Origin of the sequence: Aeribacillus composti (assembly GCF_007827555.1) — a bacterium.
GTDB classification, from domain to species: Bacteria; Bacillota; Bacilli; order Bacillales; family Aeribacillaceae; genus Aeribacillus; species Aeribacillus composti.
On sequence record NZ_VISS01000020.1, the window covers coordinates 1 to 24038 of the forward strand.

Here is a 24038-nt window from a genome sequence, read left to right on the forward strand (position 1 = left end):
TTTATGTTTTAAAAAATGTCAAATGATAATTTTGTACTTCCCAAAACCATTTACATCAAGCATTTAAACAAGATTTTGGACTGCGAAAGCTGAGTAAATAAAAAAAATTAACTTCAAACTGTGAAATAATTAAAAAGTAAAGTGAATGGCTCTGTCGGTATCATAAAGCTGCCATTATAGACAGCAGCATCTAAATAATAACGCTGTTCGTCCATTCCTATATTTTAATTTTTCGGAATGAAACTTCCTAAGTTTTGGCTAAAATGATTCTTTTGTGGATCCATATGAATCGATATAATGATTCCATATCATGTATTGAACAGGAGAGGGAAAAAATCGTTTATGAAAAGGTACATTCATACGAAATCAAAATAGGCGAAAAAATAGAAAGAAGGATGAAGGTGCATGAACGTTTTTGAAGCTATACAGAAAAGACGTGAAATGACAAAGTTTCTAGATCAGCCTATACCAAATGAACGGTTGGAGCAAATTTTAGAAGCAGCTTATTTAGCCCCTTCTGGGAACAATCTGCCTTCCAGGGAGTTTATACTTATAACAAATCGTGAAAAGCTTGATGAATTGGCAAACGCCACGCCTTTTGTTTCTTGGTTGAAAGAGGCGAAAGCGGCCATAGCCGTTACAGGCTGCCCGGAAGTGAGCAAATATTGGCTGCAGGACGCCTCGATCGCATGCGGTTTTATATGGCTGACTGCAACTGAATTAGGTTTAGGGGCTGCTTTTGGTGCGATATATCACTCACAGGATCAAGCAGAATCAAAAAAACGGGAAGATTTTGTCCGGACAGCCTTAAACATTCCATCAGACCGCCGCGTAGTTGCAATATTAGGTTTAGGTTATCCTGAAAAGGAACCGCCCGCAAAAGAAATGGTTCGGAAGGAATCTATTATTCATTATGAACGGTTTCAAACGTAATTACGTTTGCGGAAATTTTGAAAAACCTTTTTCCAAGCAACATATGTAAGGAAAAAGGTTATACGAGTGTCATAGCATTTTATGGAATTTTTTGAAAATCGAGCTTTTCCATAAACTCGACAAACGCTTTCACAAATTTCAGTTGGATCGATTCCTTGTGATAAAACATCCAAGTTTTTCTTAAAATGGGCTTCCCATTTTTCGATTTCAGATCGATTTTATAAATATCGTCGGCATCATCTAAAATCAAGCTTGGCAAAATAGCGTAACCTAATCCGTTCAACACCATTTTTTTGCACGTATCTGCTTTATCGACTTCGATGCTGATCAATGGTGGTTGGGAGTAATTCTCAAACCACCAATTGTCCACTGCCGTTTTTAGCAAGGGATCCATCCGGTAATCAATTCTCGGCAAATTTGGAAGCTCCCGGAGATCTATTTTGTCTTTAGAAGCAATACAAATGGATTCCTCAAATAGTAATCGTTTTTGATCGTTCCAGCTGTAAGCTCCTTTTACGAAAGCGACATGGACTTCGTGGCTGTGGATCAAATGGGCTATCTCGCTGCTCGAGCCTGTCAGGACCTTAAATTCAATGTCGGGATACTCGTTTTTAAAAAGCTTTAAAAGACCGGGGAGTTTATAATCTGTAAAGTAATTGGAAACCCCTAATCTTAATGTGCCGGTTACTCGGTTCTCCATGTTCACAACATTTTCTTTTATTTTTTGTATTTTCAGCAGCATTTGATTCGCACATTTCGCTAAATATTCTCCTTGCGGGGTAAATTCAACTCCCCGCCTTCCTCGATGAACAATCTGTACACCGAATTCCTTTTCAATTTGCTGAAGCCGGTTTGTTAAAGCTGGTTGAGAAATATATAAATTTTTTGCAGCTTTTGTAATGTTTTTTTCGTTGTAGAGAACTTTCAAAATAAGCCAGTCTCGATCATCCATCGTCATCACCTCTCTTTTTCCATCAATAATTTTTATAATCATGCATAGATTATTGATATTTTATTTATATCTAAAAAAAGTATACAATATGTTTGTAGCAAGTTCGAATGCCGCAAGATATTTTGTTTAGAAAGAAGGATTGAAATGATACGAACGAAAGGTTTCTTGCGCAATGTTTCGTTTATTTTATTCAGCAGTATTGGAGGATTGCTTTTATCTCTAACAGGCCTTTCCATCGGCTGGATGCTCGGAACATTGGTGATGGCAGGGGCTTTTTCATTTTGGAGCCATACCAATTCAACATCGTCCGATGACAAGTATGTTTTGCCCCGATTTTGGATGAATGCTGGGCAATTTATTTTGGCGATTGAATTAGGGCAAAAAATCAATTTAACGGTTATAGATATTTTTAGAGATCATTGGATGTCCATCATGACAATGCTTCTCTTGTCCATTGTTTTCTCGCTGCTGTCTGGACTCGTTTTGTGGAAGTTCAGTCATACAGATTTATTGACTAGTTTGTTCGGAACGGTGCCCGGGGGCTTGTCTGTTATACCAGGCATAGCAGAAGAAGTCGGGGGCAACATTGGTGTCGTCAGCATTATACAAACGATGCGGGTATTTTTAGTAGTGCTTGTGATCCCGTTTCTTGTTTCTTCATTTGCGGTCCATTCTGAGAAGCTTGAAGTTTCGAACAACCAATCAGCGTTCATTTTTCCTAGCTTGGAAATGGACGAAATGATTTGGACGGCAGTATTGGCACTAGGGGCATTGGCAGGGTATTACATTGGAAAGCGGCTGAAGTTCCCTGCACCTTGGCTCGTTGGCGGAATGCTTGGTGCTGCTAGTATTCAAGCAGCCGGCTCATCATTTGCAGGCCACAACTTGACTCCATGGTGGCCGAACATTTTGATCATAGCGGCGCAAGTTTTCATCGCTGCAAGCATCGGCTCGAAATTTCATAAAAAGATGTTTACAGGGCTAGGGAAAACAATGGCGGTTGCTTTATTCAGCACGATTGGTTTAATTCTTTCCTTGTTTATTTGCGCTTTTATTGTTTCAAAGCTGACTGGAATAACCTTTGTCACAGCAGTTCTTGCATTTGCGCCGGGCGGTATTACGGAGATGGCTACAACAGCCGCTGTACTTCATGAAGATTCAACATTTGTTGTGGTCGTTCAAGTACTGCGCATTGTGTTAGTATGCATCGCAGTACCTCCATTGATCAAACTGCTCCATCAAAGAAGATTGCGCAATAGAGCACATTCGCATGCAGCAAGAAATATTTGATTGACATTAGGAACTTAAGACATGAAGCTTTTCAAGACTGACAGCTTCAAGTAAAATGGTAAGCGATGAATCTAATAGAAAGAGTGGTTGAGATGAAATATTTTGTCGTATTATTGCCGATGAAAGATGAAGAAAAAAGCAAAGCGTTTCGGAATGATCACTTGAATTATTTAGAGCAGAAAGGAAAAGAAGGAAAAATATTTGCAAAAGGCAGATTTACCGACGGCACAGGCGGTATGGTGATTTATCGCGCCGGCTCTTTTGAAGAGGCCGAAAAGCTTGCGAAAGAAGATCCATATGTTGTGACTGGCGCTAGAGGGTATGAGATTCACGAATGGGAAATGGTCAGCGACGCAGTGCTCCCAAATTAAGATTTTGATAGGAAAGCCGTTGTAGAATGATAGAACATTTGCATCGGTGCTGTCCGTTAGTCTCTAAAATAAATCCCTTAGAGAAAAAGAGCTGTTTTTCTCTAAGGGCTTTTGTATGTTTACGATTTTTCTCAAAAAAACAGTTCGCAGATGCCGGCTGCTTTCAATATGCTGTGGGCTGAAGGCACAATTCTGATAACATTTATATGCAAAAAACAATCATCAGAATTTTCTTGACTTATTTGTTATTATTATCGATAATGATAATAATAACATAAATAAAGGAGAAATTAACATGATTGAACAATTTATCAGCTTTCAAAGCTGCGGATATGAGTTAAAAGGAACGTTATCCGTGTTACAGAACAGCCAAAAAAAGCCGGCTATTCTCATTCTTTCCGGTTCTGGTCCGTTGAATCGCGACGGCAATGATGCAAAAGGAAAATTCCAGTTGAATATATATAAGCAATTGGCATCATTTCTTACTTCTTTAGGATTTATCGTGTTGCGATATGATAAAAGGGGAGTTGGTGAAAGCGGCGGCGATTATTTATCTGCAGGAATGTGGGATTTCGTCCGGGATGCAGCTAGCGCTGTACAATTTTTAAAACAACATCCGCTTGTTGATGAAAATCGGATCATTGCCTTGGGGCACAGTGAAGGAACAACATTGGCAGTTGCTTTAAACACCTTGGAGAAAATGGATGGGCTCATTCTTCTCTCAGGGGCAGGGGAGCGGCTGGAAGAAGCTTTAACGAGACAGAGAAAGCTTGTGTATGAAGCTTTAAACAATGTAACAGGTTTAAAAGGAAAAATGATCCGCATGTTTAACATCGAGCAAAAAAACGAAAAAAAGGCGAATGCCCTTTTTGAAAAAATCATGCAATCTGATCAAGATGTGATCAAAGTTGGTTTTCAAAAAATAAATGCTAAATGGTTTCGGGAGCATTTGCAATACGATGTGCTCGAAGATTTGAAAAAAATAGAATGCCCTGTTTTGGCCATTACCGGTGACAAGGACGTTCAAGCTGATCCGGAAAAGCTCAACCGCCTCCCCGCTATAGTGAAAGGGGAGTTGGAATATTATATGATTCAAAATATGGATCATTTATTGAAAAAACAAGAAGATGAGATTAATATGTTGAAAATGAAAAAAAATTATATCAAAAATGCGGATCAACCGCTTCACGAAGAGCTTTGCGACCATTTGCAAAAATGGTTGAACAAACGGTACAATGAGGTGTTTTCATGATTGAATCAAAAGCTGCTTTAATCTTGCATCCGGTACGGATTCGGATCATTCAAACATTGATCGGAAAACGCTTGACTGTGCAGGAAATAATGGAGTTTCTGCCGGAAGTTCCGCAAGCATCCTTGTACAGACATTTAAAAAAACTTGAAGAAGCAAAGCTGATTGAAATCGTTGAGAAAAGAAAGATAAGGGGAACAATAGAAAAAGTTTATGCCTTGCCGGATGAAACGATTGGGCTCGAAGACAGCGATTTGCAGCATATAAGCAGAGATGAACATTTGAACATATTTATGAGATTTATCGCCAATATTTTAGCGGATTATGAGAGATATTTACGACAAGAACAAATCGATCTCCTAAAAGATGGAGTGGGATTTCGGCAGGTTCGCTTTTATGCAAGCGACGAAGAGTTTTTTCAATTTGCTGAAACTGTCAACCGAGCGATGAAAAAGCTAATGGGAAACCAGCCTGCTCATAACCGAAAAAAAAGAATTTTTACATCTATCATCATGCCGGAAGCAGAAGAAAAATTAAAATAGTGCAGTCTTTTTTATCCGCTTTGATTGGAAATGAAAAGCTAATCAATATGGATCAAAACAGGAGGATTATGTTCTGAATGAGCTATAACTAGAAAAATTGGGGAAGCGATCTGATTGTTGCTTCGGAATTGTCATGGGGCTGTCCAGAAAGTCAAAATCCACTGAAAACGAAACATCATAAGCATTGATATATCAACGTATCAACGTTTCTAAAACATTAAAGGGGCGTCTATAAGCCGGAAAATCGACTTATTAGACTGCCCCATAAAGTTTCAAAATTAATGCATGTGGAGGAATTTATGTGGCGAGCTGGAAGAAAGTTCGGCTTGGTGAGATTGTTCAAATAAATCCTGAATCATTAACGAAACAATTTCCCTTTCAAATGATCGATTACATCGATATTTCGTCTGTTGGAACAGGCGAACTGAGGGAGACATCGCAATATTTGATTCATGAAGCGCCCAGCAGAGCAAAAAGGCTGGTTCGAGCAGGCGATACAATTCTTTCGACCGTCCGTCCGAATCGAAGATCCTTTTTGTTTTTAAAAAATCCGAAAGAAAATCAAGTTGTATCGACCGGTTTTGCGGTTCTTCGGCCTACGGAGCATATTCATCCGAGGTATGTGTATTACCTTATTTCCAATCAATCTTTTACAGATTATTTAGTTTCTCAGGAACAGGGAGCTGCGTATCCGGCTGTCAGCATGGATTCTATTAAAAATGCGCTCGTATTGCTGCCGGACATGCGGACGCAAGAGAAGATTGCGGACATATTAGGAACAATTGATGATAAAATTGAACTGAATATCAAGATAAATAAAACGATCGATGAAACGATCATGACACTTTACAAATACTGGTTCATAGAGTTTGGGCCTTTTAAAGATAGAGGGTTCGAAATTTCTGAATTGGGAATGATTCCGAAAGGATGGAAGGCAGGAACATTAGGTGAAGTTATAGAATTACAAAATGGATATGCTTTTAAAAGCAAGGAATGGAAATGTGAAGGCATACCTGTAATAAAAATAAAAAATATTGTCCCGCCTTTCATCAACAAAGAAGATGCAGCATATGTAGATCCATCTTTATTCCATCGATTAGATCGTTTCAAAATTACACAAGGAGATCTGCTCATTGGGCTAACAGGCGCTGAAATCGGGAAATGCGGCATTTACTATTTTGAAGAACCCGCATTATTAAATCAACGTGTCGGCAAATTTTATTCTAGCGTGCACGAAATGAATACATTGCCATTTGTCTATGCCATAACTAAATTGCCGGATTTCCGCCAAAAAATTTTAGATCGGTCTACTGGATCTGCACAGCCGAATGTCAGCGCGGATGAGATAAAAAAAATGAAAATTGTGCTTCCGCCGGATGATATTTTAAAAAAATTTATACGTTTCACCAGCAATTATTATGCGATGATGATACATAATGCCAATGAAAATGACCGGCTCAAAAAATTGCAAAACGCTTTGCTGCCCCGGCTTTTATCAGGGGAGATGGATGTATTAGATGCTGAAAAGCATGTTGCTAACATGCTGTAAAATGATAAATAAGTTCCAAAAGAGGGGGATTGTTCCCCCTTTTTGGAATACTGCTACTTATCTTTCCAGTTCAATAGGAGATCCAGCATGTTTAGTATGAATTTTTGATCTTCAACCGGCCTTGCCTGAAGTTTTGTAATAATTTGCGACAAAGTATAATCTGGTTTTTTTGAATTTGGTTGAATAGATTTAAATAATTCCTCTAAAGAAACCTCAAGCGCCGTTGCGATTTTGTTAATACTTTCCAATGTTGCGTTTTTTTCACCTCTTTCTAATTGTCCAATATAAGTAGCATGTAGATTTGCTATATCTGCTAATTCTTCTTGACTCCACCCTTTCTGCTTGCGAAAATTTCGGATTCTTTCTCCGATTATTTGCTGTATTTTAGTCATGAACCGTCACTCCTTGGGGATAATAGTGATTCCTTTTTACAATCTACTATGAGAGTTAAGCCCCCAAGAGACTATTGATATTAAAAGTATTAAAATATATACTAAAAATATGAAATATAACATTAGACATTATCCGAAATAGGTCTATAGATAGACGTCTAGGAGGTTCTTCCATTGGTTAAATGGGAAATTAGAAGGATAAAAGAAATTATAGATAACAAATCATTTTGTCATTTTTTTCAACCTATTTATGAATTAAAAGAATCAAAAATATATGGATACGAAGCTTTGCTTCGCTGCAAATATTTTTCCGATCCGGAAATTTTGTTTCAAATCGCCCGTGAATGCGGTTTTTTATATGAACTGGATACTTGCTCCATTCACAATGCAATAACATCGATGGGAGACCTGCAGCAAAAGCTGTTTATTAACGTATTTCCATCGACGATTGTTCATCATTCTTTTACCCAATTTATAAAAAAAATAAACCTTTTTTTTCAGTCGACCGAAAAAGTAGTTTTTGAAATAAATGAAAGTGAAAAAATCGAAAATATTGAATTGTTGAAAAAAAATATTCAATTTTTAAAAGATGAAGGGTATAAAGTTGCCGTTGATGATTTCGGAAAAGGTGAAATATCGTTAGAAACCATTGTCGATTTAAACCCGCATTATATTAAAGTCGATCGTTCTTTAGGCCAAAATTTATATAATTCGGGCAAAAATCAAGATGTTATTAAAAAGCTTTTATTTCTTTGCGAACGTACCAATATGAAACTAGTTTTAGAAGGAATTGAGAAAAAAGAAGATTTAGACATGGCTAAAGCATTGGGGGTTCATTACGCTCAAGGATATTTATTAGGCGAGCCGAAGCCGATGAGGGAAAATACAAAAAAATAATTGCTGCTTATTCATAGTAAATGAATTAGAAAAATAAATTTTATCGGATCGAACATATAGACTATTTTCAGATTATTTTTGCTTCATTGACGTAAAAGAACCGCACTAAATGAACGATAAAATTAATGAAAACGCTTAAATAAAGGATTATCGGTTCATTATATTTTTGACCATATACGTTCGATGTTAGCTAAAAAAATACATATTTGACAATAAATGATTAATTAACTAAAAAAAGTATGTTTAGAGGCCGATAATTAAAATGTCAAGCAACCAATTTCGGATTTGGGGAGTGAAAATGGATGGAAATGAGTTCGTAACGCTTTTCTAAGAGGAAAGAACTAAGTCTTTAAAAAAATTATGGCATAACAAAGGGGTAATGATTTTCATGAAAAAGAAATTTCAATTCACGATACGTATGAAGCTAATGACCATTTCATTTCTATTATTAACGATTCCGTTAGTCATTTTAGGCTTGTTAAGCTATCAGAAAACAACTTCCAGTTTAAACAAGCTGGGGGAAAAGAACTTAAAAAATAGCGTCGAAATGACCATTGAGTTAATCGATGCGTTAAATAAAGAGGTTGAAAAGGGAACATTGTCTTTAGAAGAAGCGCAGGAACAGGTAAAAGTTGCGATATTGGGGGAAAAGAATGCTGACGGCAAACGGCCAATTAATAAAAATTTTGATTTAGGTGAAAACGGCTACCTGTATATTATCGATCAAAAAGGAACTCTTATTGCACATCCAGTTATAGAAGGCAGACAAGGCTGGAATGACGAAGATTCCAAAGGCGTAAAATTCAATCAAAAAATGATTAAAACCGGAAATGAAGGTGGCGGTTTAACTTATTACGAATGGGCTTTGCCTGACAACGAAAATCGAATTGAAAAAAAAGTCGCCTATTCAAAAACTGATCCTCATTGGGGATGGGTTGTATGTGCGGGCACGTATTTAATGGATTTCAATCAGCCGGCTAAAGATCTTCTCGTTTTTTTAATGATTGTCATTGGCGCAACGATTGTGATTGGATTTTTCATCGTATGGTTGTTTTCAAACAGCATTTCCAAACCAATACACGCCGTATCTGAGCGCATGCATTTGCTGGCTAATGGAGATTTAACACAAGGTGAAATAAAAATCCGTTCGAAAGATGAAACACAAAATCTGGCACATGCCATAAATCAGCTGCAAAATAAACTGAAAGAAATGATTACAAACATTTCGAATGCTTCTGAAGTGCTGACAAGCCACAGCGAGGAGATGACCCACTCTGCAAATGAAGTGAAGGCCGGATCAGAGCAGGTTTCAACCACCATGCAGGAATTGGCATCAGGCGCTGAAACGCAAGCAAGCAGCGCGAGCGACATGGCAGCAAAGATGGAGGTATTTGTCGAAAAAGTCCAAGATGCCAGCGAAAAAGGGGAGCATATTGAATCAGTCTCTAGAGAGGTGCTTGAAATTGCCGGCAAAGGAAATAAACTAATGATGTCTTCTACCGAACAAATGTCGAAAATTGACGAAATTTTTCAACAATCTGTTGATAAAGTGCTTGGTTTAAACGGACATTTGCAAAAAATTACAAAACTCGTATCAGTCATACAAGGAATTGCGGACCAAACGAATCTTCTAGCATTAAACGCAGCAATTGAAGCGGCAAGAGCAGGCGAAAACGGAAAAGGCTTTGCCGTAGTTGCAGATGAAGTAAGAAAGCTCGCTGAACAAGTTTCCGTCTCAATCTCAGACATAACAAGCATTGTCGACAATATCCAAAATGAATCAAAGAATGTAGTTGATGCTTTAAAGAGCGGCTATCAGGAGGTTGAACAAGGAACAGAGCAAATTAAAAATACAGGCGCAACATTTCAAACGATCAACAAAGCTGTTACGGACATGGTTCATCATATTCAAACAATTGCGAACAACTTGACGGAAATCGCTTCCAACAGCCGGGAAATGAACCGTTCCATCGAGGAAATAGCCTCGATCTCCGAGCAATCAGCAGCAGGTATTGAGCAAACCTCTGCGGCAGCCGAACAAACAAGCAGTTCTATGGAAGAAGTGGCGAACAGCTCCGAACAACTAGCGAAGCTAGCCGAAGAGCTGAATGAATTTGTACGGCAATTTAAGCTTTAGAAAATAGAAGAATGTGTTTGATTTTTTTGATATCAGAAGATGTTTTTGGGTGGGGATAAATGTCCTCACCTTAAACTTTTGAGCGATACATAGACCAACTCCCTGCAAAAAGGGGAATAAATGTTCAGTATTGCTGGCATTTAGAAGGGGAAGACAACTGGCATAAATGTCAGATCAAATGCAGACCTTTCTTTATTAGAAAGGAGGTCAGTCGTAAAAGTATATTTGATTAGAGATTAGTTCTTAGAGTGCACGAATTGCACAGTCTTTTTGAAAAAAAACTTTTGTCTTATTGCTCAAATTCCCAATATTCCACATCACATTTTCTTCATTAAAACCGCCTTTTTGCTGCGTGAACGATAAATCTATTATAATCATATGTAGAAGTGGAAATAAAGAGAGAAGATTCTCCTCATACAAGCTCATGCAAACTTTCAAACAAGGCAAATCATTTCATTGAAACATCTTTTGGTTTGACAGCAAAAAAACTTCTAAAAGTTTTGCGCCAGTTTAAGAAATGGTTCATTGAGAAAACGATTGTTTTAACACGAGTTAGTTTTGAGGTACTTTAAATTAAGTTCAAATCTTTTCGAGAAAACGATCACTTTAACTTAAATTAGCTTGCTGATGAGGAGTTTTTTTCAATCAGTTTGGTTCATGCGAAAATGGTTCACTAAGGAAGGATGATTTCATGATCATAGATGAATTTGACGTGTTTTTATTTGACCTGGACGGAGTGATTTACATAGGAGAAAATCCGCTTCCTGGGGCAGTTGAATCTTTGCGGCGCTTGCGTCAAGAAAAGAAAATGATTCGGTTTCTTACAAATGATCCTTGTACTACGAGAGAAAAAATTGCCGGACGGCTCAAGCGAATGGAGATTACAGCAAGTCCAGAGGAAATCATTACATCCGCTTGGTTGACAGCTCAATATTTGCGAAAACAAAATATTCGCAGTGCCTACGTGCTGGGGGACGATCATTTACAGCACGAGTGCAGTCAAGCAGGAGTAATGGTTGTAAAGGGTGAAGAGGAGGCAGAAGCCGTTGTTGTCGGCTGGAGCGGCAATGTATCTTTGTACGATATTCAGGAAGCGGTAAAACAAATACATAATGGTGCGAAGTTTATTGCAACGAATGCCGATATGAGTTTCCCTACTTCGAAAGGTCCTTTGCCTGCAACAGGAGCTGTTGCTGAAATGATACGAGCATCAACCGGGAAAAAACCGTACATTGTCGGCAAACCGAATCCATTTATGTTCCAGAAAGCGATTGAATCGATTTCGTCTAAAGCAAAAGTGGTTATGATCGGCGATAACCCGTTAACTGATATATTAGGTGCTCATCAAGCAGGGATTCAAGCGATTTTAATTTCCAACGGGAAGAATGCACCGTTTCCATCTCCTGGGGATTACCGCAATCCGGATGCGGTGATCGGAAATTTGCAGTCTTTATTTGATGATCGTGTCAAAATTAAACAATGGAATACGCGTGATTTTGCATGGCCGGAGCGGATCGAAGCAGGAGTGGCGGGAATTATTTTTAATGAACAGCAGCAAGTTCTCCTATTAAAACGGTCGGATAACGGACTATGGGGCATTCCATCAGGGCATGTAGAGCCGGGAGAAAAGGTGGAAGAAGCAATTATAAGAGAAATTTATGAAGAAACAGGTCTTGAAGTGGAGGTAACCCGGTTGATCGGCATTTACTCAGATCCGGATTCACAAATTTTTTTATACCCAAATGGCGAAATCAGCCACTTTATTACAACCTGCTTTGAGTGCAAAATCATTGGAGGGACGCTGCGTCAAAAAACAGATGAAACGCTTGATGCACGATTTTTCGCTCCAAACGATCTGCCGGAAAACCTTTTAACGATGCATCCGAGATGGCTGCAGGATGCATTGGAAAAAGAGCATGCTCCATATATACGATAAAAGCCGGAATACTGTTGGGGGAAAATTACGTCTTTTTCAAGTTTCGAGCAGAAGAACCTTATTATGAATTTCATTTTACACTGTTCCTAAAGCTAGAAACAAAAGGCTTATTAGATGTGCTATCTGCAAGGAAAGGCTGCTATTTTTCGGCAGCCTAGATAGTCATGCTAGGACTTTTGTTCATCTATTGTTTTTTTAAGAGAAAACTAGTTTTTGGCGGAAAACGAATAGGAGGATTTCTGATTTCTTTTACCGATTTTACCGATTATTTCGATTTCCGCCATCGTTTCGCTTGAGATTTTTGAGTTATTTTTAGCCGATTTTATCAAGCGTTAACATGTTTATATTTGCTTTTGTCGACGAATATGCATTCATTTGGTAGATGAATAACTCGCTTACGTATGAGATCTTCTATTAGGTTGGGAAAACTAGCAATTTTTTTGTTTTGATTATATATGTAAAATGATAAATAAATTTCGATTGAAATTTCCTGTATTTGTGTTTCGGTGAAAAACCATTCCACTTTCTCTTTTCTTCGCTTATTGTCAATTTTACTTGATTAGCGAATGCTTGAACGCATAAATGACGGCTTGGGTGCGGTCTTGAACGCCCAGTTTGCTTAAAATGTTGCTGACGTGAACTTTGACGGTTTTTAATGAAATGTACAACTCATCTGCAATTTCTTGATTTGATTTCCCTTGAGCCATTAAAAGCAGCACTTCCATTTCTCGGTTTGTTAATTCTTCATGAGGATGGCGGTTTTGTTTTTTATTCATTCTTGCCATCATTTTCGTTGTCACTTCAGGCTCTAAGACAGATTGTCCCTGATATGTTGAACGGATCGCATCGGCGATTTCGTCTGCTTTTGAAGTTTTTAACATATAGCTGACAGCACCGGCTTCAAGGGCAGGGTAGACTTTTTCATCATCGAGAAAGCTTGTGACAATAATGATTTTTGCCTCTGGCCATTGATGAAGTATTTCTTTTGTCGCTTCAATCCCGTCCATTTCCGGCATGACGAGGTCCATTAAAATAATATCAGGCTTTAATTGTAAAGCTAGTTCAATGCATTTTTTGCCATTATCAGCCTCGCCGACGATTTCTATGTCAGGCTGGGACGATAAAAAAGCCGAAACGCCGATTCTTACCATTTCATGATCATCAACTAGTAATACTTTAATCATTTTTATCACCTTCATCTGTTAACAACGGTACTTTTATTTCCAATCTAGTTCCTTCATGAGGGACACTGACAATTTGCAATGTTCCGCCGATTTCGGCTGCACGTTCATACATGTTTTGCAAACCATATGCTCCTGATTTTGCCGATTGAACGTCAAATCCTACACCATCGTCGACAATCCGTAAAATGGCCATATTTTTCCGTTTGATCAGCAATACTTCAAGTGTATTCGCTTTGGCGTGGCGAAGAGTGTTTGACACCGATTCTTGCAAAATGCGGAATAAATGGTCTTCAATCCCTTTATCTAGAGGAAATTGCTCTGTCTTCCATTGGATGTTCATCGGCACCTTTTGCCGCAGCTCTGTGAGCAGTTCTTCAATTCCAGTTTGCAAAGATTTACCTTTTAAAGGGACAGGCCGCAAATGCAAAAGAAGAGCGCGCATTTCAAGCTGGGACTGCTGAATAATTTCTTCAACTAAATGGATTTGTTTGCTCGTTCCTTCATCGATTTTTTCCTTGTTTCCTTTAACAGCAGAAATGAGCATCGAGGCTGCAAACAAGTTTTGACTGACAGAGTCATGCAGCTCGCGTGCCAGCCTTTGCCTTTCTTGTGAAATGATTTCTTCCAATCTTTTTTCTTGTTCTTTTGCGTTTTCACCTGCAAGTTTTTGCGTTAATTTCGTCTGTTCAATGAGATGATGCTGCACTTGGTCAATTCGAAGGTTGATTTCATCTAATTCTTTAATGTTTATATGTTCATTTTGTTCAACCGTTTCTCCTTTTGTTATTTTTTTTAGTTTGTCTTCAATCTTGTGTAGTTTATCTTTAAAAGGAAGTCCGAATAGAATGCCGAAAAGCAAGCCGATGGCGCTGCTGATTACGAACGTGAAGAGGATAAACGGAATATCAAGAATTTTTTGTTTCCATAATAATGTCCAATTAGGAAACAGGAACGTAAGCAAAAGCGAAACAGTGAAAAATAAAAAAGTGACTACTGATGTTACTAAGCAGATAATAATTTGTCTTTGCAATACATTCATGTTCTTTTCACCTCTATTCTGCCAAAGGTTATAGAGGTGATAATTTTCACTTTTTGGGCAGATTCATGATAGTTTTTGGACTCATATCGAATTGTTTCGTTCCATACATTCGGTTCACTATAATCAAAAATGGAGTAGGAGCCGATGAAACCGGAATGGTGGACGGACACTTCCAGCTCGTAAGGAACAATTATTTCGATATTGCCGATAAGCTTTCGGATGACAATCACCGCTTCACCTTTCGGAAGAATCGTATAGTTTAAATCTATTACTGTATCGCCGATGCCTGTTTGAATGTTGACATCGTTCCATTTGTATATTTGTTCTTCGGTTCGCTGCGTTCCGAACAATCTGTTTTGAAAAAGAGGCGTTTTGGAAAATGTCTCTTCTTGCGAGAGGATTGGATCTGCTTCTTCAATTTTAGGAGACTTTTTAGCAGCTACCTGCTTGTTTTGAACATAGTGAAAAATAAAGTAAATGAAAACAGCAAATAGAAGCAGTCGGAATGTAAACATATTGAAAAAAGATAGAACGCCGCCAATTATTCCGATCCAAAATAACAATAATCCTGATTTTTTCGGCATTCTTTTTCTTCCAATATATACGCAAAAAATCATCATCATTAGGAAGAAAAGGGCCTCACCATTGAAAAATAAAAGCTCTGCGATGAATAAGATGATGCCAATGACGAAAATCCATTTTGTAAAATCTATTTTCGATTGATGAAACACGAGGCTCCTCTCCTTCCTATTAGTGTGAACATAAATATGGAAAGGCGTAGAGAACTACGCCCTTATAGCATAACAATTTACGTTAAGAATTTGAATCCGTTTCTTGATTTTTTAATTCTTTTTCAAGCTTTGCGATTCTTGCATCAAATGTTAATGTATCGTATCTGTTGTTGATTCGATTTTCCAGTTCATCAAGGTAATTCTCTATTTCAGCAAAGCGAACAAAATGGTTCTTTTCGGAATTATGCTGCTCAAGAACTTGGTTGATCCGGGAGTAGGCGCGTGCAATATTTTCTCGTCCCATCAGCTCCATGCGCTTTATATGCATATCTTTTAATTTATGTTTCATTTCTTCATATTTATGTTCTAAGTCAATGAGCTGTTTCGTTGCTTGTTCAAGCGCTTGTTTTAATTTTGATGCACGCTCCTCATACTGCTGCTGCTCGTTGATGGCAAATTGATGCAATTCTTCTTCTTGCGCTTTCAACGCAATTTCGGCTTGATATTTTCTTTTTTCTTTTAAGTGTTCAGCATGGTTGTATTCTCTTAACAGCTCTTGTTTTAATAATCGTTGGCGTTCGATTAATTTTTGAACCTTTTCAACTTCCTTTTCACATTGGCGCAAATATTCATTTAATAGCGCAATTGGATTCCTTTGTTCCTGTTCATTCAATAAATCATGTAAATCGGCCATAATCACATTTTTTAATCTCGTAAATATGCTCATTTTTTTCCCCTCCATTTATTGTCGTTTTAGTGATTCCCATTGTTTTTCAAAATTGGTGAATGGATCGTCTGACACATACGGATCATTCGATTTTTTCCAATTATTAAAAATGAGATAAAGCACATATGCGGCGATTAAACCGAGAATAGCTGGGACATTTGCAGCTGAAACAGATAGTGCAATCAGCCCGACAATCCCCCAAAACCATTTTTTTGATTTTTTGTCGGATTTCACAAATTGTTTAAACGAAAAGTATAGAACAAGCAAACTGATAAGAAGTCCGACGATTGAGCCGAGATTGGCGATTAAAACTATTGCGGCTATTGCACCTGCGATGAACAAACCGATTTTTTTCATAATTTGAATGACCTCCTTTCAATTTTCATCTTACCTTTTGTGGTCGCTGCTCATAACGAACCTGAGGCATATTTTGAACTACGACTTGAGGCGTATTTCGATTTCCTTTCAATGATTATGTTCTGCTTAGGATCATGGTTAGAAGGGAGGACGGGGCATGGGATACATTGATCAATCTGTATAAAAAGCACGCCATTATTGATTTAATGCGATATTACACCGTGATGAATTTGTTAATGATCTTGTTGCTTTTCTTCCTTAATCTAGCGGATGTGCCTTGGCATTTAATTTTATTCGCCTTGCTGCTCGGGTTGAATTTTTTGCTGATTGGTGCGTTATTGATTTTATTGGTCAAAAATGTTGAAATGGCGTTCGGATTCATTGCCATTTATACGGTTGTCGAATACGTGACAAACGGCGAACTTATACCATGGCCGCACTTTTTTTACAAATTCAACTCGATGGTTGACGGAAATAAAGCGTTTGTTTATGCAGCAAATATTTTGAGCATCGTGATCGCAAGCTTGCTGATAAGAAGAAAATTAACGGAGTAGGAAAATTGTTTTAAAAAGCGGTTTGGGGAAATAACGCTCCAATTTTAAGGATTTTCATTGCTATGCAATTGAAAACATCTGTAAGGCCATTTGTGATTGACGTACACTTTGCTGTCGGCCAAAAAGGGGAGTAAGTATGCAGACAAGTTGTTAACCAGCTTTGAGTAGTAATCGATGAATTTCACACTGAACGTCAAAAGAAAACGGAATATGGAAAAAGACGCATGCAAATCGTCAAAATGATTACAAAATCAAATGAAAAATCCTGCCAAGCTGCTTCGGTTTTTGCAGATGATCGTTTGGCAGGAAAGATTTGAACTCTAAAGAGGGGGCATCCTTCTTCATGGGTTACACAGTTTTCCGCTCAATTAACCGAAAGGGGAGAGTCATCTTCTTATTTGTTTGCTCCCGTTTTTCTTTACAATGAATAATCGATTGCACCGCAAGCTTCCCCATTTTTCTTATTGGGATTTCAATAGTAGTGATTCCCATGATGTCGGCAATAGGCTGATTATCAAAGCTTAAGATGGCAATGTCTTGAGGAATCTTTATTTTATATTGTTCGGCACTTAATAAGATACCTGCTGCCACTTGATCGTTTGTAACAAAAAAGGCAGTCGGTTTTTTCTCTAAATGCTGAAGCTTTTCCATAAGCTGTTTGCCGTCAGTGATCGATAGGCATTTGTCGAAGATCCACTCGCTTCGAATCGGTTCGCCTAATTCCTTCATTTTTGTTTTATAGGCTTTTCTTCTTTTTTTACTGTTTGGCCCTTCCATTCGTCCTAAAGTAAATGCAATTTTCGTATGACCTTTCGAAATTAAATAGTCCAAACCAAACTGAAATGCCTGTTCATGCGGAATGCTCAAAGAAGGGAAATGGCTTTGGTCTGAATCTTCGCAAAGAACGATCGGTCCAGCATTTTTATATTCTTTCAATACATCAAAGGAAATGGCTCTTGAACAAAAAATGACACCATCCAATAAGGTTCCCCGCAACAATTCCAATGCTTCAAGCTCTTTTGCTGGTTCATAATTCGTTTGAAAGAGAACAAGCTGCAAATGATGCTTGATCGCTTCCTCCGAAATCCCTTCCACAATGCTGCTAAAATAAGGATGATCGATTTTAGGCAGGACGACGCCGATCAAATTTGAAAAGCCTTTAGACAAGTGGACTGCATGAATGTTCCGTTTATAGTTGATTTCTTCTATCACTTTTAAAACCGCTTCTTTTTTTTTGTCACTGACATATGGATGATTATTTAAAACTCTCGAAACCGTTGTAACAGAAACACCTGCAAGCTTTGCAATATCACGAATCGTTGCCATGAAATATCCCTTTCTTTTAAAAATCCTTGACCTGAAACGCGTTTCATACATTATGTTGATGTTGACAAAGAGATGAGTTTGAGGGGGGGAGGAATATGATGAAAGGATTACTTATTTTAATTGGCTTATGTCTTCTTGAAATCATCTTAGCAAAATTGGCGTTAAAAGACAAAGATGCTTTGTTAATGGATTTTGCTGAGTTCTTTGAATTAGATGATAAAAAAGAAGATCAGAAATGATACCTGTCCGGTTACGGTATTCAACTTCATTTGTCTACATTTGCTAAAGCCATACGGATTTACTAATATTAAATTGCAACGGTCATTCCGATCAGTCTGCAAAAAGCAATTTGCTTTTGCATGTTTTCGGTTTATCTGAAAGCAGCTGGCGGATGCCGGCTACTTTCAGGATGTTGCGTGTTCATCACCAATCTTAAATTCGACTGTGTTTGCCGAGTCATCACAAAAAAATTTATGGAACGGCCAATTGCCCTTGCTGCGGCCAGAACAACAATTTCTGTAACGATTTTGCGCGCAAGAGGAGAGGGAGGTTTCTCTTCGCATTCAAACGCTGCTCTTGCGATTGCTTTCATTTTGGTAAGGATGGTATTTTAGTGAATACGGAACGAAAAGAGATGAAAAATTCAACAGATCAGCTTTTTGACAATAAATGAAAGATTTGATAAAATTATTTTGAATTAAAAATAATTTAATTCGAGATATTTTAATTCGAAATAATGACCCGTTAAAATGATTGATTTACAAAAACGAATCGCGTAAAGAAAATAATAAAGGAGAATCAAAGATGAAAAAGAAAACAGCTGGAATTCATCATATTACTGCTATTGTCGGCCATCCGCAGGAAAATATTGATTTTTATGCTGGAGTTTTAGGGCTGAGGTTAGTTAAAAAAACTGTGAATTTCGATGATCCCGGCACGTACCATTTTTATTTCGGGGATAAAGAAGGAAAGCCAGGGACACTGATTACTTTCTTTCCTTGGCCTGATGCGTATCAAGGAAAAATCGGCAATGGTCAGGTGGGTGTAACTTCTTATGTGATACCAGAAGGTTCCATGAGCTTTTGGCAAGAAAGACTAGATAAATTTAGAATTCCGTTTACAATGACAGAACGGTTTGGTGAGTCACTGCTTGTATTTCAAGACCCGCACGGTTTGAACATTGAGCTAGTGGAACGAAAAGAAGGAGAATTAAATCAATGGGAATTTGGCCATGTCACCTCTGATGTTGCCATTAAAGGATTTGGCGGCGCCGTATTATATTCATCATTTCCTGAAAAAACGTCAGAGTTGTTGGAGAATATTTTTGGACTTCAACGAATTGGAAGGGAAGGAGATTTTATTCGTTTTCAGTCTCCAAGTGAAATCGGCAATGTCGTTGATGTAAAAATTACTTCTTCCGGACGCGGCATTATGGGGGTTGGAACAGTCCATCATATCGCGCTTCGGGCAAAAGACGACAACGATCAATTAGAATGGAAAACATCTTTAGAATCAAATGGATACAGGGTAACGCCAGTTCAGGATCGAAAGTATTTTCATTCTATTTATTTTAGAGAGCATGGTGAAATTTTGTTCGAAATTGCAACAGATCCTCCGGGTTTTGCAATTGATGAATCTTTAGATGCACTTGGAAAAGAATTAAAGCTTCCGGAGCGTTACGAAAAGTATCGGGAACGGTTGGAAAATAAGTTGATGCCAGTGGAAGTCCGAAACCTTGACGAATAAGAAAAGTAATGCTTAATAAACGCTGAGAAGGAGAAAAAACGATGAAACATATTTTTCAAAAAGGAAGCAATCCGGCAAAACCGACTCTCCTATTGCTGCATGGAACCGGCGGAAATGAGTTTGATCTTCTTCCCATTGCAGAAATTATTGATCCAGAAGCATCGATTTTAGCTGTGCGCGGAAATGTAATTGAAAATGGAATGCCGCGTTTTTTTAAAAGACTTGCCGAAGGAGTTTTTGATGAAGAAGATCTTGTTTTCCGTACAAAGGAATTAAACTCTTTTTTAGATGAAGCAGCACAAACATATCGATTTGATCGAAATTCTGTAATCGCAATCGGTTATTCCAACGGAGCAAATATAGCAGCCAGCCTTTTATTCCATTTTCGGGATGCGCTAAATGGAGCCATCTTGCATCACCCGATGGTGCCGAGAAGAGGGATGGATCTGCCGGATCTTTCAGGAAAAAACGTTTTTATTGCAGCTGGAAAGCGTGATCAAATTTGCTCTCCTGAAGAATCAATAGAGCTTAAAACATTTTTAGAAAATAACAACGCAAATGTGCACTTGCATTGGGCAAACGGAGGACATGAGCTGACTTTATCAGAAGTTCAGGCAGCATCCAATTGGTACCGGCAGCTTTATCAAAAATAAGCTGTGAAAGATACCAATAAAAGCAAGTAAATTGGATCAAAATGTTGCCAGCAATCAATTAGCCGTCATTCCAAAATGTTTATAACAAAATGCGGAAGGAAATTGGGCGTGCTCTTTCATTTGTAAATGTTTGTCATTCTCAAGGCTCGTACATCATATATCAAAAGAGCTGCTTAATTCCACGCAAAGCGGATCAAAAATGATCCGTAATGCAAAAAGTTTCGTCAAAGTGCGGGAGTTCTTATATTTGAAAAAATGTTTATCAACTTTGAACCTTGTGCATCAAATATATTAACAGAGCTGCCGAATTCCACAAGATTTACAATAGAAAATCGTGAGCGTTCGGTGGATTTTATGAAATCAAGATAAGTATTCGCAAAATAAATGTTTTGACAGAGGCATTAATTTGCAATTTTTCAGTAATGCTTTATCTGTTTTAATTAATTGATATAATTGCCGAAAAAAAGAATATCCTTCTAAATAAAAAGATTGAAAGTAAAGGACGGAATTGCTTTCAAGCAAACAGTGGGGCTGTCCGATGAGTTGCTAAAATGAAAGGTTTTGAGAAATACAACTGTGAAGGACAAAAATAATGAAATAAAATTTATAAATGTTCTTTATAGAGGCAATGAAGTCCAACAAGAAGCGATTGTATGTGCTGAATGTCCGTCATAAAACTTTTGAAGAACCTAATGAAGAAAGAGAGCAAAAGAAAAGTCCTTCATAAGACTTCTGAAGGATATAAAAAGATTGAAAAAAATTGTATGTCCGATAAGTCTCTAAAATAATGCTCCCAAAAGTCAGTTAACCCTACTTTTGGGAGCCTCTTTATTTTGTTATTGCAGCAGGCTGCAGTTGCTTAAGATATTTTTATGATGCTTTAGACAACCTCAAGAATTTGAACATAATGGAACAAACAATAAACAGTCGAGCAACTGCTGCTTGAAAATGAATAAAAGAATCCTTTCATAATTTCATTTATAAAGCCATAATAATATTTAATAGCTTATTAGTTAAAAAACTGATTTTTCTGATAGAATTTGTTATAATGTAAATGAAAGGAGTTGAAATATTGTGACAAAAAAGACTAGATTAGGCAAGACCGATATATATGTGAACCCAATCGGACTTGGAACAAATGCTGTTGGCGGGCACAACATTTTTCCAAACCTTGACGATGAAACTGGGAAAGAAATCGTTCGTACAGCTTTGGATCATGGAATAAATTTTTTGGATACGGCATTTTATTACGGTCCTGAGCGTTCGGAAGAAATTATCGGTGAAGTCGTCAAGGAGTTTGGCCGTCGTGATGAAGTAGTCATTGCTACTAAAGGTGCTCACAAATTTGTAGACGGAAAAGTTGTTCTTGATAACTCTCCCGATTTCCTTCGCGAGTCGGTCGAGGGCAGCCTGAAACGCTTAAAAACGGATTACATAGATTTATATTACATTCATTTTCCGGACGAAACGACACCGAAGGATGAAGCTGTCGGTGAATTGAAGAAGCTTAAGGATGAAGGGAAAATTCGTGCGATCGGTGTATCGAACTTCTCGCTCGAACAATTAAAGGAAGCGAACAAAGATGGGTATGTCGATGTAATTCAGTCCGAATATAACTTATTTAAACGACAAGCAGAAAAAGATTTGCTTCCTTACACGGCGGAAAATGGAATATCGTTTATACCATATTTTCCACTTGCCTCAGGTCTATTAAGCGGAAAATATTCGAAAGATGAGAAGTTCAATGATTCACGTGCACAAAATCCTTTGTTTCAAGGGGAAGCATTTGCGCGTAATCTCGAAAAAGTCGAGCAATTGCGTCCAATCGCAGAAGCGAAAAATGCTGAAATTGCTCACGTTGTGCTAGCATGGTATTTAACGGTCGATTCCATCGATGCGATCATCCCTGGTGCGAAGAAGCCGGAACAGGTACTTGACAATTTAAAAACGTTAGATGTCCAGTTAACAAAGGAAGAAATAGAGAAAATCAGTCAGATTTTTCAATAATTTTGTAAAAAAGCTGTGATGGAAATATCCCATTCACAGCTTTTAATAGGACTTTCTCATTCGTCAGAACGTTTAGAGAAGAAGCAGGAGTGGTAATATGAGACGTGTTTGTGTTTTTGCAGGATCGAATCCGGGAACAAATCCTAAGTATAAAGAAGCAGCTATCAAACTGGGAGAAGAATTGGTAAAAAACAGGCTTGAGCTCGTATATGGAGGCTCCAGCATTGGTCTGATGGGAGTGATTGCAAACACCGTATTAGAGTTAGGAGGCACCGTATTGGGCGTTATGCCGACGAATTTATTTCAAGGAGAGGTTGTCCACAAGCATCTCACTCAGCTTTATGAAGTCAATGATATGCATGAGCGGAAAGCAAAAATGGGAGAGCTTTCAGATGCGTTCATTGCTCTTCCCGGAGGCTATGGTACTTTTGAGGAAATATTTGAAGCGGTTAGCTGGGGGCAGCTTGGGATTCATGAAAAGCCTGTGGCGTTGTTAAATATCGATGACTATTACACGCCGGTAAAACAGATGATTGAGAATGCGGTAGAGGGAGGCTTCATGCCTGAAACGCATAAACAGTTTATGATTTTTGCAGACAATCCCTCTATATTAATAGATAAACTTCGTGCGTACAAACCGCCTTTGAAGACAAATAAGTGGATCGAACTAGATCGATAAATGAAAATATCAGAACTTTACTTCGCCTTTAGCTTTCTGATCAGTTTGTCTAAAAATGACAAGCTGATCAGAAACGTCAATGTTTAGTCGTTTATGCTTTTTTCAAGAGCTTTCAGCTTATGTTCAAGCTGTTGAAGCGCATCATCAATTTGATTTGCATTTTTCTCTAAATAGATTGGTTCGCCAAATGCAACGACAGCTTTTTTCCCGGCAAAAAAATCTTTTAAACTTTTTGGACCATGATAGGTTGCAGGCAATATGGGAACGCCGGCTTTCATCGCAATTGTAACCGCGCCTCTTTTTAAAGGAACTTCCTCGTCTGTTCTTGTGCCGCTCGGGAAAATTCCAACAACTTTATTTTCTTTTAACAGTTTCAAAGGAATTTTTAGTGCGCTCGGTCCAGGATTTTCACGATTAACTGGAAAAGCATGCATCTTTTTCAAAAACCAACCTATGAGCGTGTTCTGAAACAATTCTTTTTTGGCCATATAATGGACATGAATTGGAAAAAGTGCTGCGGCGAGCAAGACTACATCTACCCAGCTGCGATGAGAGCATGTAACAATAAAACGATGGTCTGCCGGAATATGCTGCTTGCCTTTGACTTCTAGCAAACTAAAAATTTTAATGATCAATATTGCAAGTTTTCCTGCTAAATGATAAATCATTTTGTTCCCCCCCCGAATGACTTCCAGAAATATGTTTGCGTTGCAAAAGATCTGTATTTTCGGTTAGGGCGCATGTCGATTTTGTCTGCGTTCAGTTTAGCATTTTTACGTGATGCATG

24 protein-coding genes are annotated in these 24038 nt (G+C 38.0%); 15 read left to right on the top strand and 9 right to left on the bottom strand.

From position 1 onward, the window contains the following. Nucleotides 1-405: 405 nt before the first annotated feature. Complete coding sequence (locus tag FB379_RS11305; RefSeq protein ID WP_066251605.1) at nucleotides 406-933, top strand: nitroreductase family protein; 528 nt, start codon at nucleotides 406-408, stop codon at nucleotides 931-933. Nucleotides 934-1012: 79 nt separating this feature from the next. Here the strand turns inward: FB379_RS11305 and FB379_RS11310 are convergent, their stop codons facing one another. Beyond that, entirely contained in the window at nucleotides 1013-1885 is an 873-nt protein-coding gene (locus FB379_RS11310; protein WP_066251606.1) for a LysR family transcriptional regulator, read from the bottom strand. A gap of 144 nt (nucleotides 1886-2029) precedes the next feature. On the opposite strand from FB379_RS11310, the gene FB379_RS11315 reads away from it, so the two are divergent. The 5 genes from FB379_RS11315 (at nucleotide 2030) to FB379_RS11335 (ending at nucleotide 6886) form a co-directional block, all read left to right on the top strand. Next, complete coding sequence (locus FB379_RS11315; protein ID WP_066251609.1) at nucleotides 2030-3175, top strand: AbrB family transcriptional regulator; 1146 nt, start codon at nucleotides 2030-2032, stop codon at nucleotides 3173-3175. A 92-nt stretch (nucleotides 3176-3267) separates the two neighbouring features. Next, a complete protein-coding gene (locus FB379_RS11320) occupies nucleotides 3268-3546 on the top strand; it encodes a YciI family protein (RefSeq protein ID WP_066251612.1) in 279 nt (92 codons plus the stop codon). A gap of 295 nt (nucleotides 3547-3841) precedes the next feature. Continuing rightward, complete coding sequence (locus tag FB379_RS11325) at nucleotides 3842-4798, top strand: alpha/beta hydrolase (protein WP_063387799.1); 957 nt, start codon at nucleotides 3842-3844, stop codon at nucleotides 4796-4798. Further along, nucleotides 4795-5337 (top strand): helix-turn-helix domain-containing protein, encoded by a 543-nt coding sequence (locus FB379_RS11330; protein WP_063387800.1) that lies wholly within the window; start codon nucleotides 4795-4797, stop codon nucleotides 5335-5337. Before FB379_RS11325 ends, FB379_RS11330 begins: the two co-directional genes overlap by 4 nt. A gap of 301 nt (nucleotides 5338-5638) precedes the next feature. Continuing rightward, complete coding sequence (locus FB379_RS11335; protein WP_144598026.1) at nucleotides 5639-6886, top strand: restriction endonuclease subunit S; 1248 nt, start codon at nucleotides 5639-5641, stop codon at nucleotides 6884-6886. A gap of 53 nt (nucleotides 6887-6939) precedes the next feature. Here the strand turns inward: FB379_RS11335 and FB379_RS11340 are convergent, their stop codons facing one another. Next, nucleotides 6940-7278, bottom strand: coding sequence for a helix-turn-helix domain-containing protein (locus tag FB379_RS11340; protein WP_063387802.1), 339 nt, complete (start codon nucleotides 7276-7278; stop codon nucleotides 6940-6942). A gap of 174 nt (nucleotides 7279-7452) precedes the next feature. On the opposite strand from FB379_RS11340, the gene FB379_RS11345 reads away from it, so the two are divergent. The 3 genes from FB379_RS11345 (at nucleotide 7453) to FB379_RS11355 (ending at nucleotide 12248) form a co-directional block, all read left to right on the top strand. Continuing rightward, the gene (locus tag FB379_RS11345) at nucleotides 7453-8175 is read left to right on the top strand and encodes an EAL domain-containing protein (protein ID WP_082829624.1); all 723 of its coding nucleotides are present in this window, start codon (nucleotides 7453-7455) and stop codon (nucleotides 8173-8175) included. 388 nt (nucleotides 8176-8563) lie between these two features. Then, on the top strand, nucleotides 8564-10312 hold the full coding sequence (locus FB379_RS11350) for a methyl-accepting chemotaxis protein (RefSeq protein ID WP_144598027.1): 1749 nt from the start codon (nucleotides 8564-8566) through the stop codon (nucleotides 10310-10312). A 691-nt stretch (nucleotides 10313-11003) separates the two neighbouring features. Then, nucleotides 11004-12248: an HAD-IIA family hydrolase gene (locus FB379_RS11355; RefSeq protein WP_144598028.1), complete on the top strand. Its 1245-nt coding sequence runs from the start codon at nucleotides 11004-11006 to the stop codon at nucleotides 12246-12248. Nucleotides 12249-12799: 551 nt separating this feature from the next. On the opposite strand, the gene FB379_RS11360 is transcribed toward FB379_RS11355, so the two are convergent. The 5 genes from FB379_RS11360 to FB379_RS11380 all read right to left on the bottom strand — a co-directional run bounded on the left by FB379_RS11360 (nucleotide 12800) and on the right by FB379_RS11380 (nucleotide 16286). Next, on the bottom strand, nucleotides 12800-13432 hold the full coding sequence (locus FB379_RS11360) for a response regulator transcription factor (RefSeq protein ID WP_144598029.1): 633 nt from the start codon (nucleotides 13430-13432) through the stop codon (nucleotides 12800-12802). Next, complete coding sequence (locus FB379_RS11365; protein ID WP_063387806.1) at nucleotides 13425-14471, bottom strand: sensor histidine kinase; 1047 nt, start codon at nucleotides 14469-14471, stop codon at nucleotides 13425-13427. The genes FB379_RS11360 and FB379_RS11365 overlap by 8 nt, the downstream gene beginning before the upstream one ends. Next, nucleotides 14468-15202, bottom strand: coding sequence for a cell wall-active antibiotics response protein LiaF (liaF, locus tag FB379_RS11370; protein ID WP_063387807.1), 735 nt, complete (start codon nucleotides 15200-15202; stop codon nucleotides 14468-14470). Before liaF ends, FB379_RS11365 begins: the two co-directional genes overlap by 4 nt. A gap of 82 nt (nucleotides 15203-15284) precedes the next feature. After that, complete coding sequence (locus FB379_RS11375) at nucleotides 15285-15929, bottom strand: PspA/IM30 family protein (RefSeq protein ID WP_063387808.1); 645 nt, start codon at nucleotides 15927-15929, stop codon at nucleotides 15285-15287. A gap of 15 nt (nucleotides 15930-15944) precedes the next feature. Beyond that, nucleotides 15945-16286: a lmo0954 family membrane protein gene (locus FB379_RS11380; RefSeq protein WP_063387809.1), complete on the bottom strand. Its 342-nt coding sequence runs from the start codon at nucleotides 16284-16286 to the stop codon at nucleotides 15945-15947. Between the two features lie 134 nt (nucleotides 16287-16420). Here FB379_RS11380 and FB379_RS11385 point away from each other — a divergent pair, with 134 nt between their 5' ends. Continuing rightward, the gene (locus FB379_RS11385) at nucleotides 16421-16840 is read left to right on the top strand and encodes a hypothetical protein (RefSeq protein ID WP_144598030.1); all 420 of its coding nucleotides are present in this window, start codon (nucleotides 16421-16423) and stop codon (nucleotides 16838-16840) included. 348 nt (nucleotides 16841-17188) lie between these two features. On the opposite strand, the gene FB379_RS11390 is transcribed toward FB379_RS11385, so the two are convergent. Continuing rightward, on the bottom strand, nucleotides 17189-18166 hold the full coding sequence (locus FB379_RS11390; protein ID WP_144598031.1) for a LacI family DNA-binding transcriptional regulator: 978 nt from the start codon (nucleotides 18164-18166) through the stop codon (nucleotides 17189-17191). Between the two features lie 95 nt (nucleotides 18167-18261). Between FB379_RS11390 and FB379_RS18470 the strand changes: the two genes are divergently transcribed. The 5 genes from FB379_RS18470 (at nucleotide 18262) to FB379_RS11410 (ending at nucleotide 23251) form a co-directional block, all read left to right on the top strand. Beyond that, nucleotides 18262-18405, top strand: a complete 144-nt coding sequence (locus tag FB379_RS18470) for a hypothetical protein (protein ID WP_157727969.1) — start codon at nucleotides 18262-18264, stop codon at nucleotides 18403-18405. Between the two features lie 565 nt (nucleotides 18406-18970). Beyond that, the gene (locus tag FB379_RS11395) at nucleotides 18971-19912 is read left to right on the top strand and encodes a ring-cleaving dioxygenase (protein WP_144598032.1); all 942 of its coding nucleotides are present in this window, start codon (nucleotides 18971-18973) and stop codon (nucleotides 19910-19912) included. Between the two features lie 41 nt (nucleotides 19913-19953). Beyond that, nucleotides 19954-20565, top strand: coding sequence for an alpha/beta hydrolase (locus tag FB379_RS11400; RefSeq protein ID WP_144598033.1), 612 nt, complete (start codon nucleotides 19954-19956; stop codon nucleotides 20563-20565). A 1074-nt stretch (nucleotides 20566-21639) separates the two neighbouring features. Then, a complete protein-coding gene (locus tag FB379_RS11405; RefSeq protein ID WP_094245876.1) occupies nucleotides 21640-22572 on the top strand; it encodes an aldo/keto reductase in 933 nt (310 codons plus the stop codon). A gap of 97 nt (nucleotides 22573-22669) precedes the next feature. Further along, nucleotides 22670-23251 carry an LOG family protein gene (locus tag FB379_RS11410; RefSeq protein WP_066251226.1) on the top strand — a complete coding sequence of 194 codons (582 nt, stop codon included), beginning with the start codon at nucleotides 22670-22672 and terminating at the stop codon, nucleotides 23249-23251. A gap of 83 nt (nucleotides 23252-23334) precedes the next feature. Here FB379_RS11410 and FB379_RS11415 read toward each other — a convergent pair whose 3' ends face one another. Next, entirely contained in the window at nucleotides 23335-23919 is a 585-nt protein-coding gene (locus tag FB379_RS11415) for a lysophospholipid acyltransferase family protein (RefSeq protein WP_066251223.1), read from the bottom strand. Nucleotides 23920-24038: the final 119 nt, after the last annotated feature.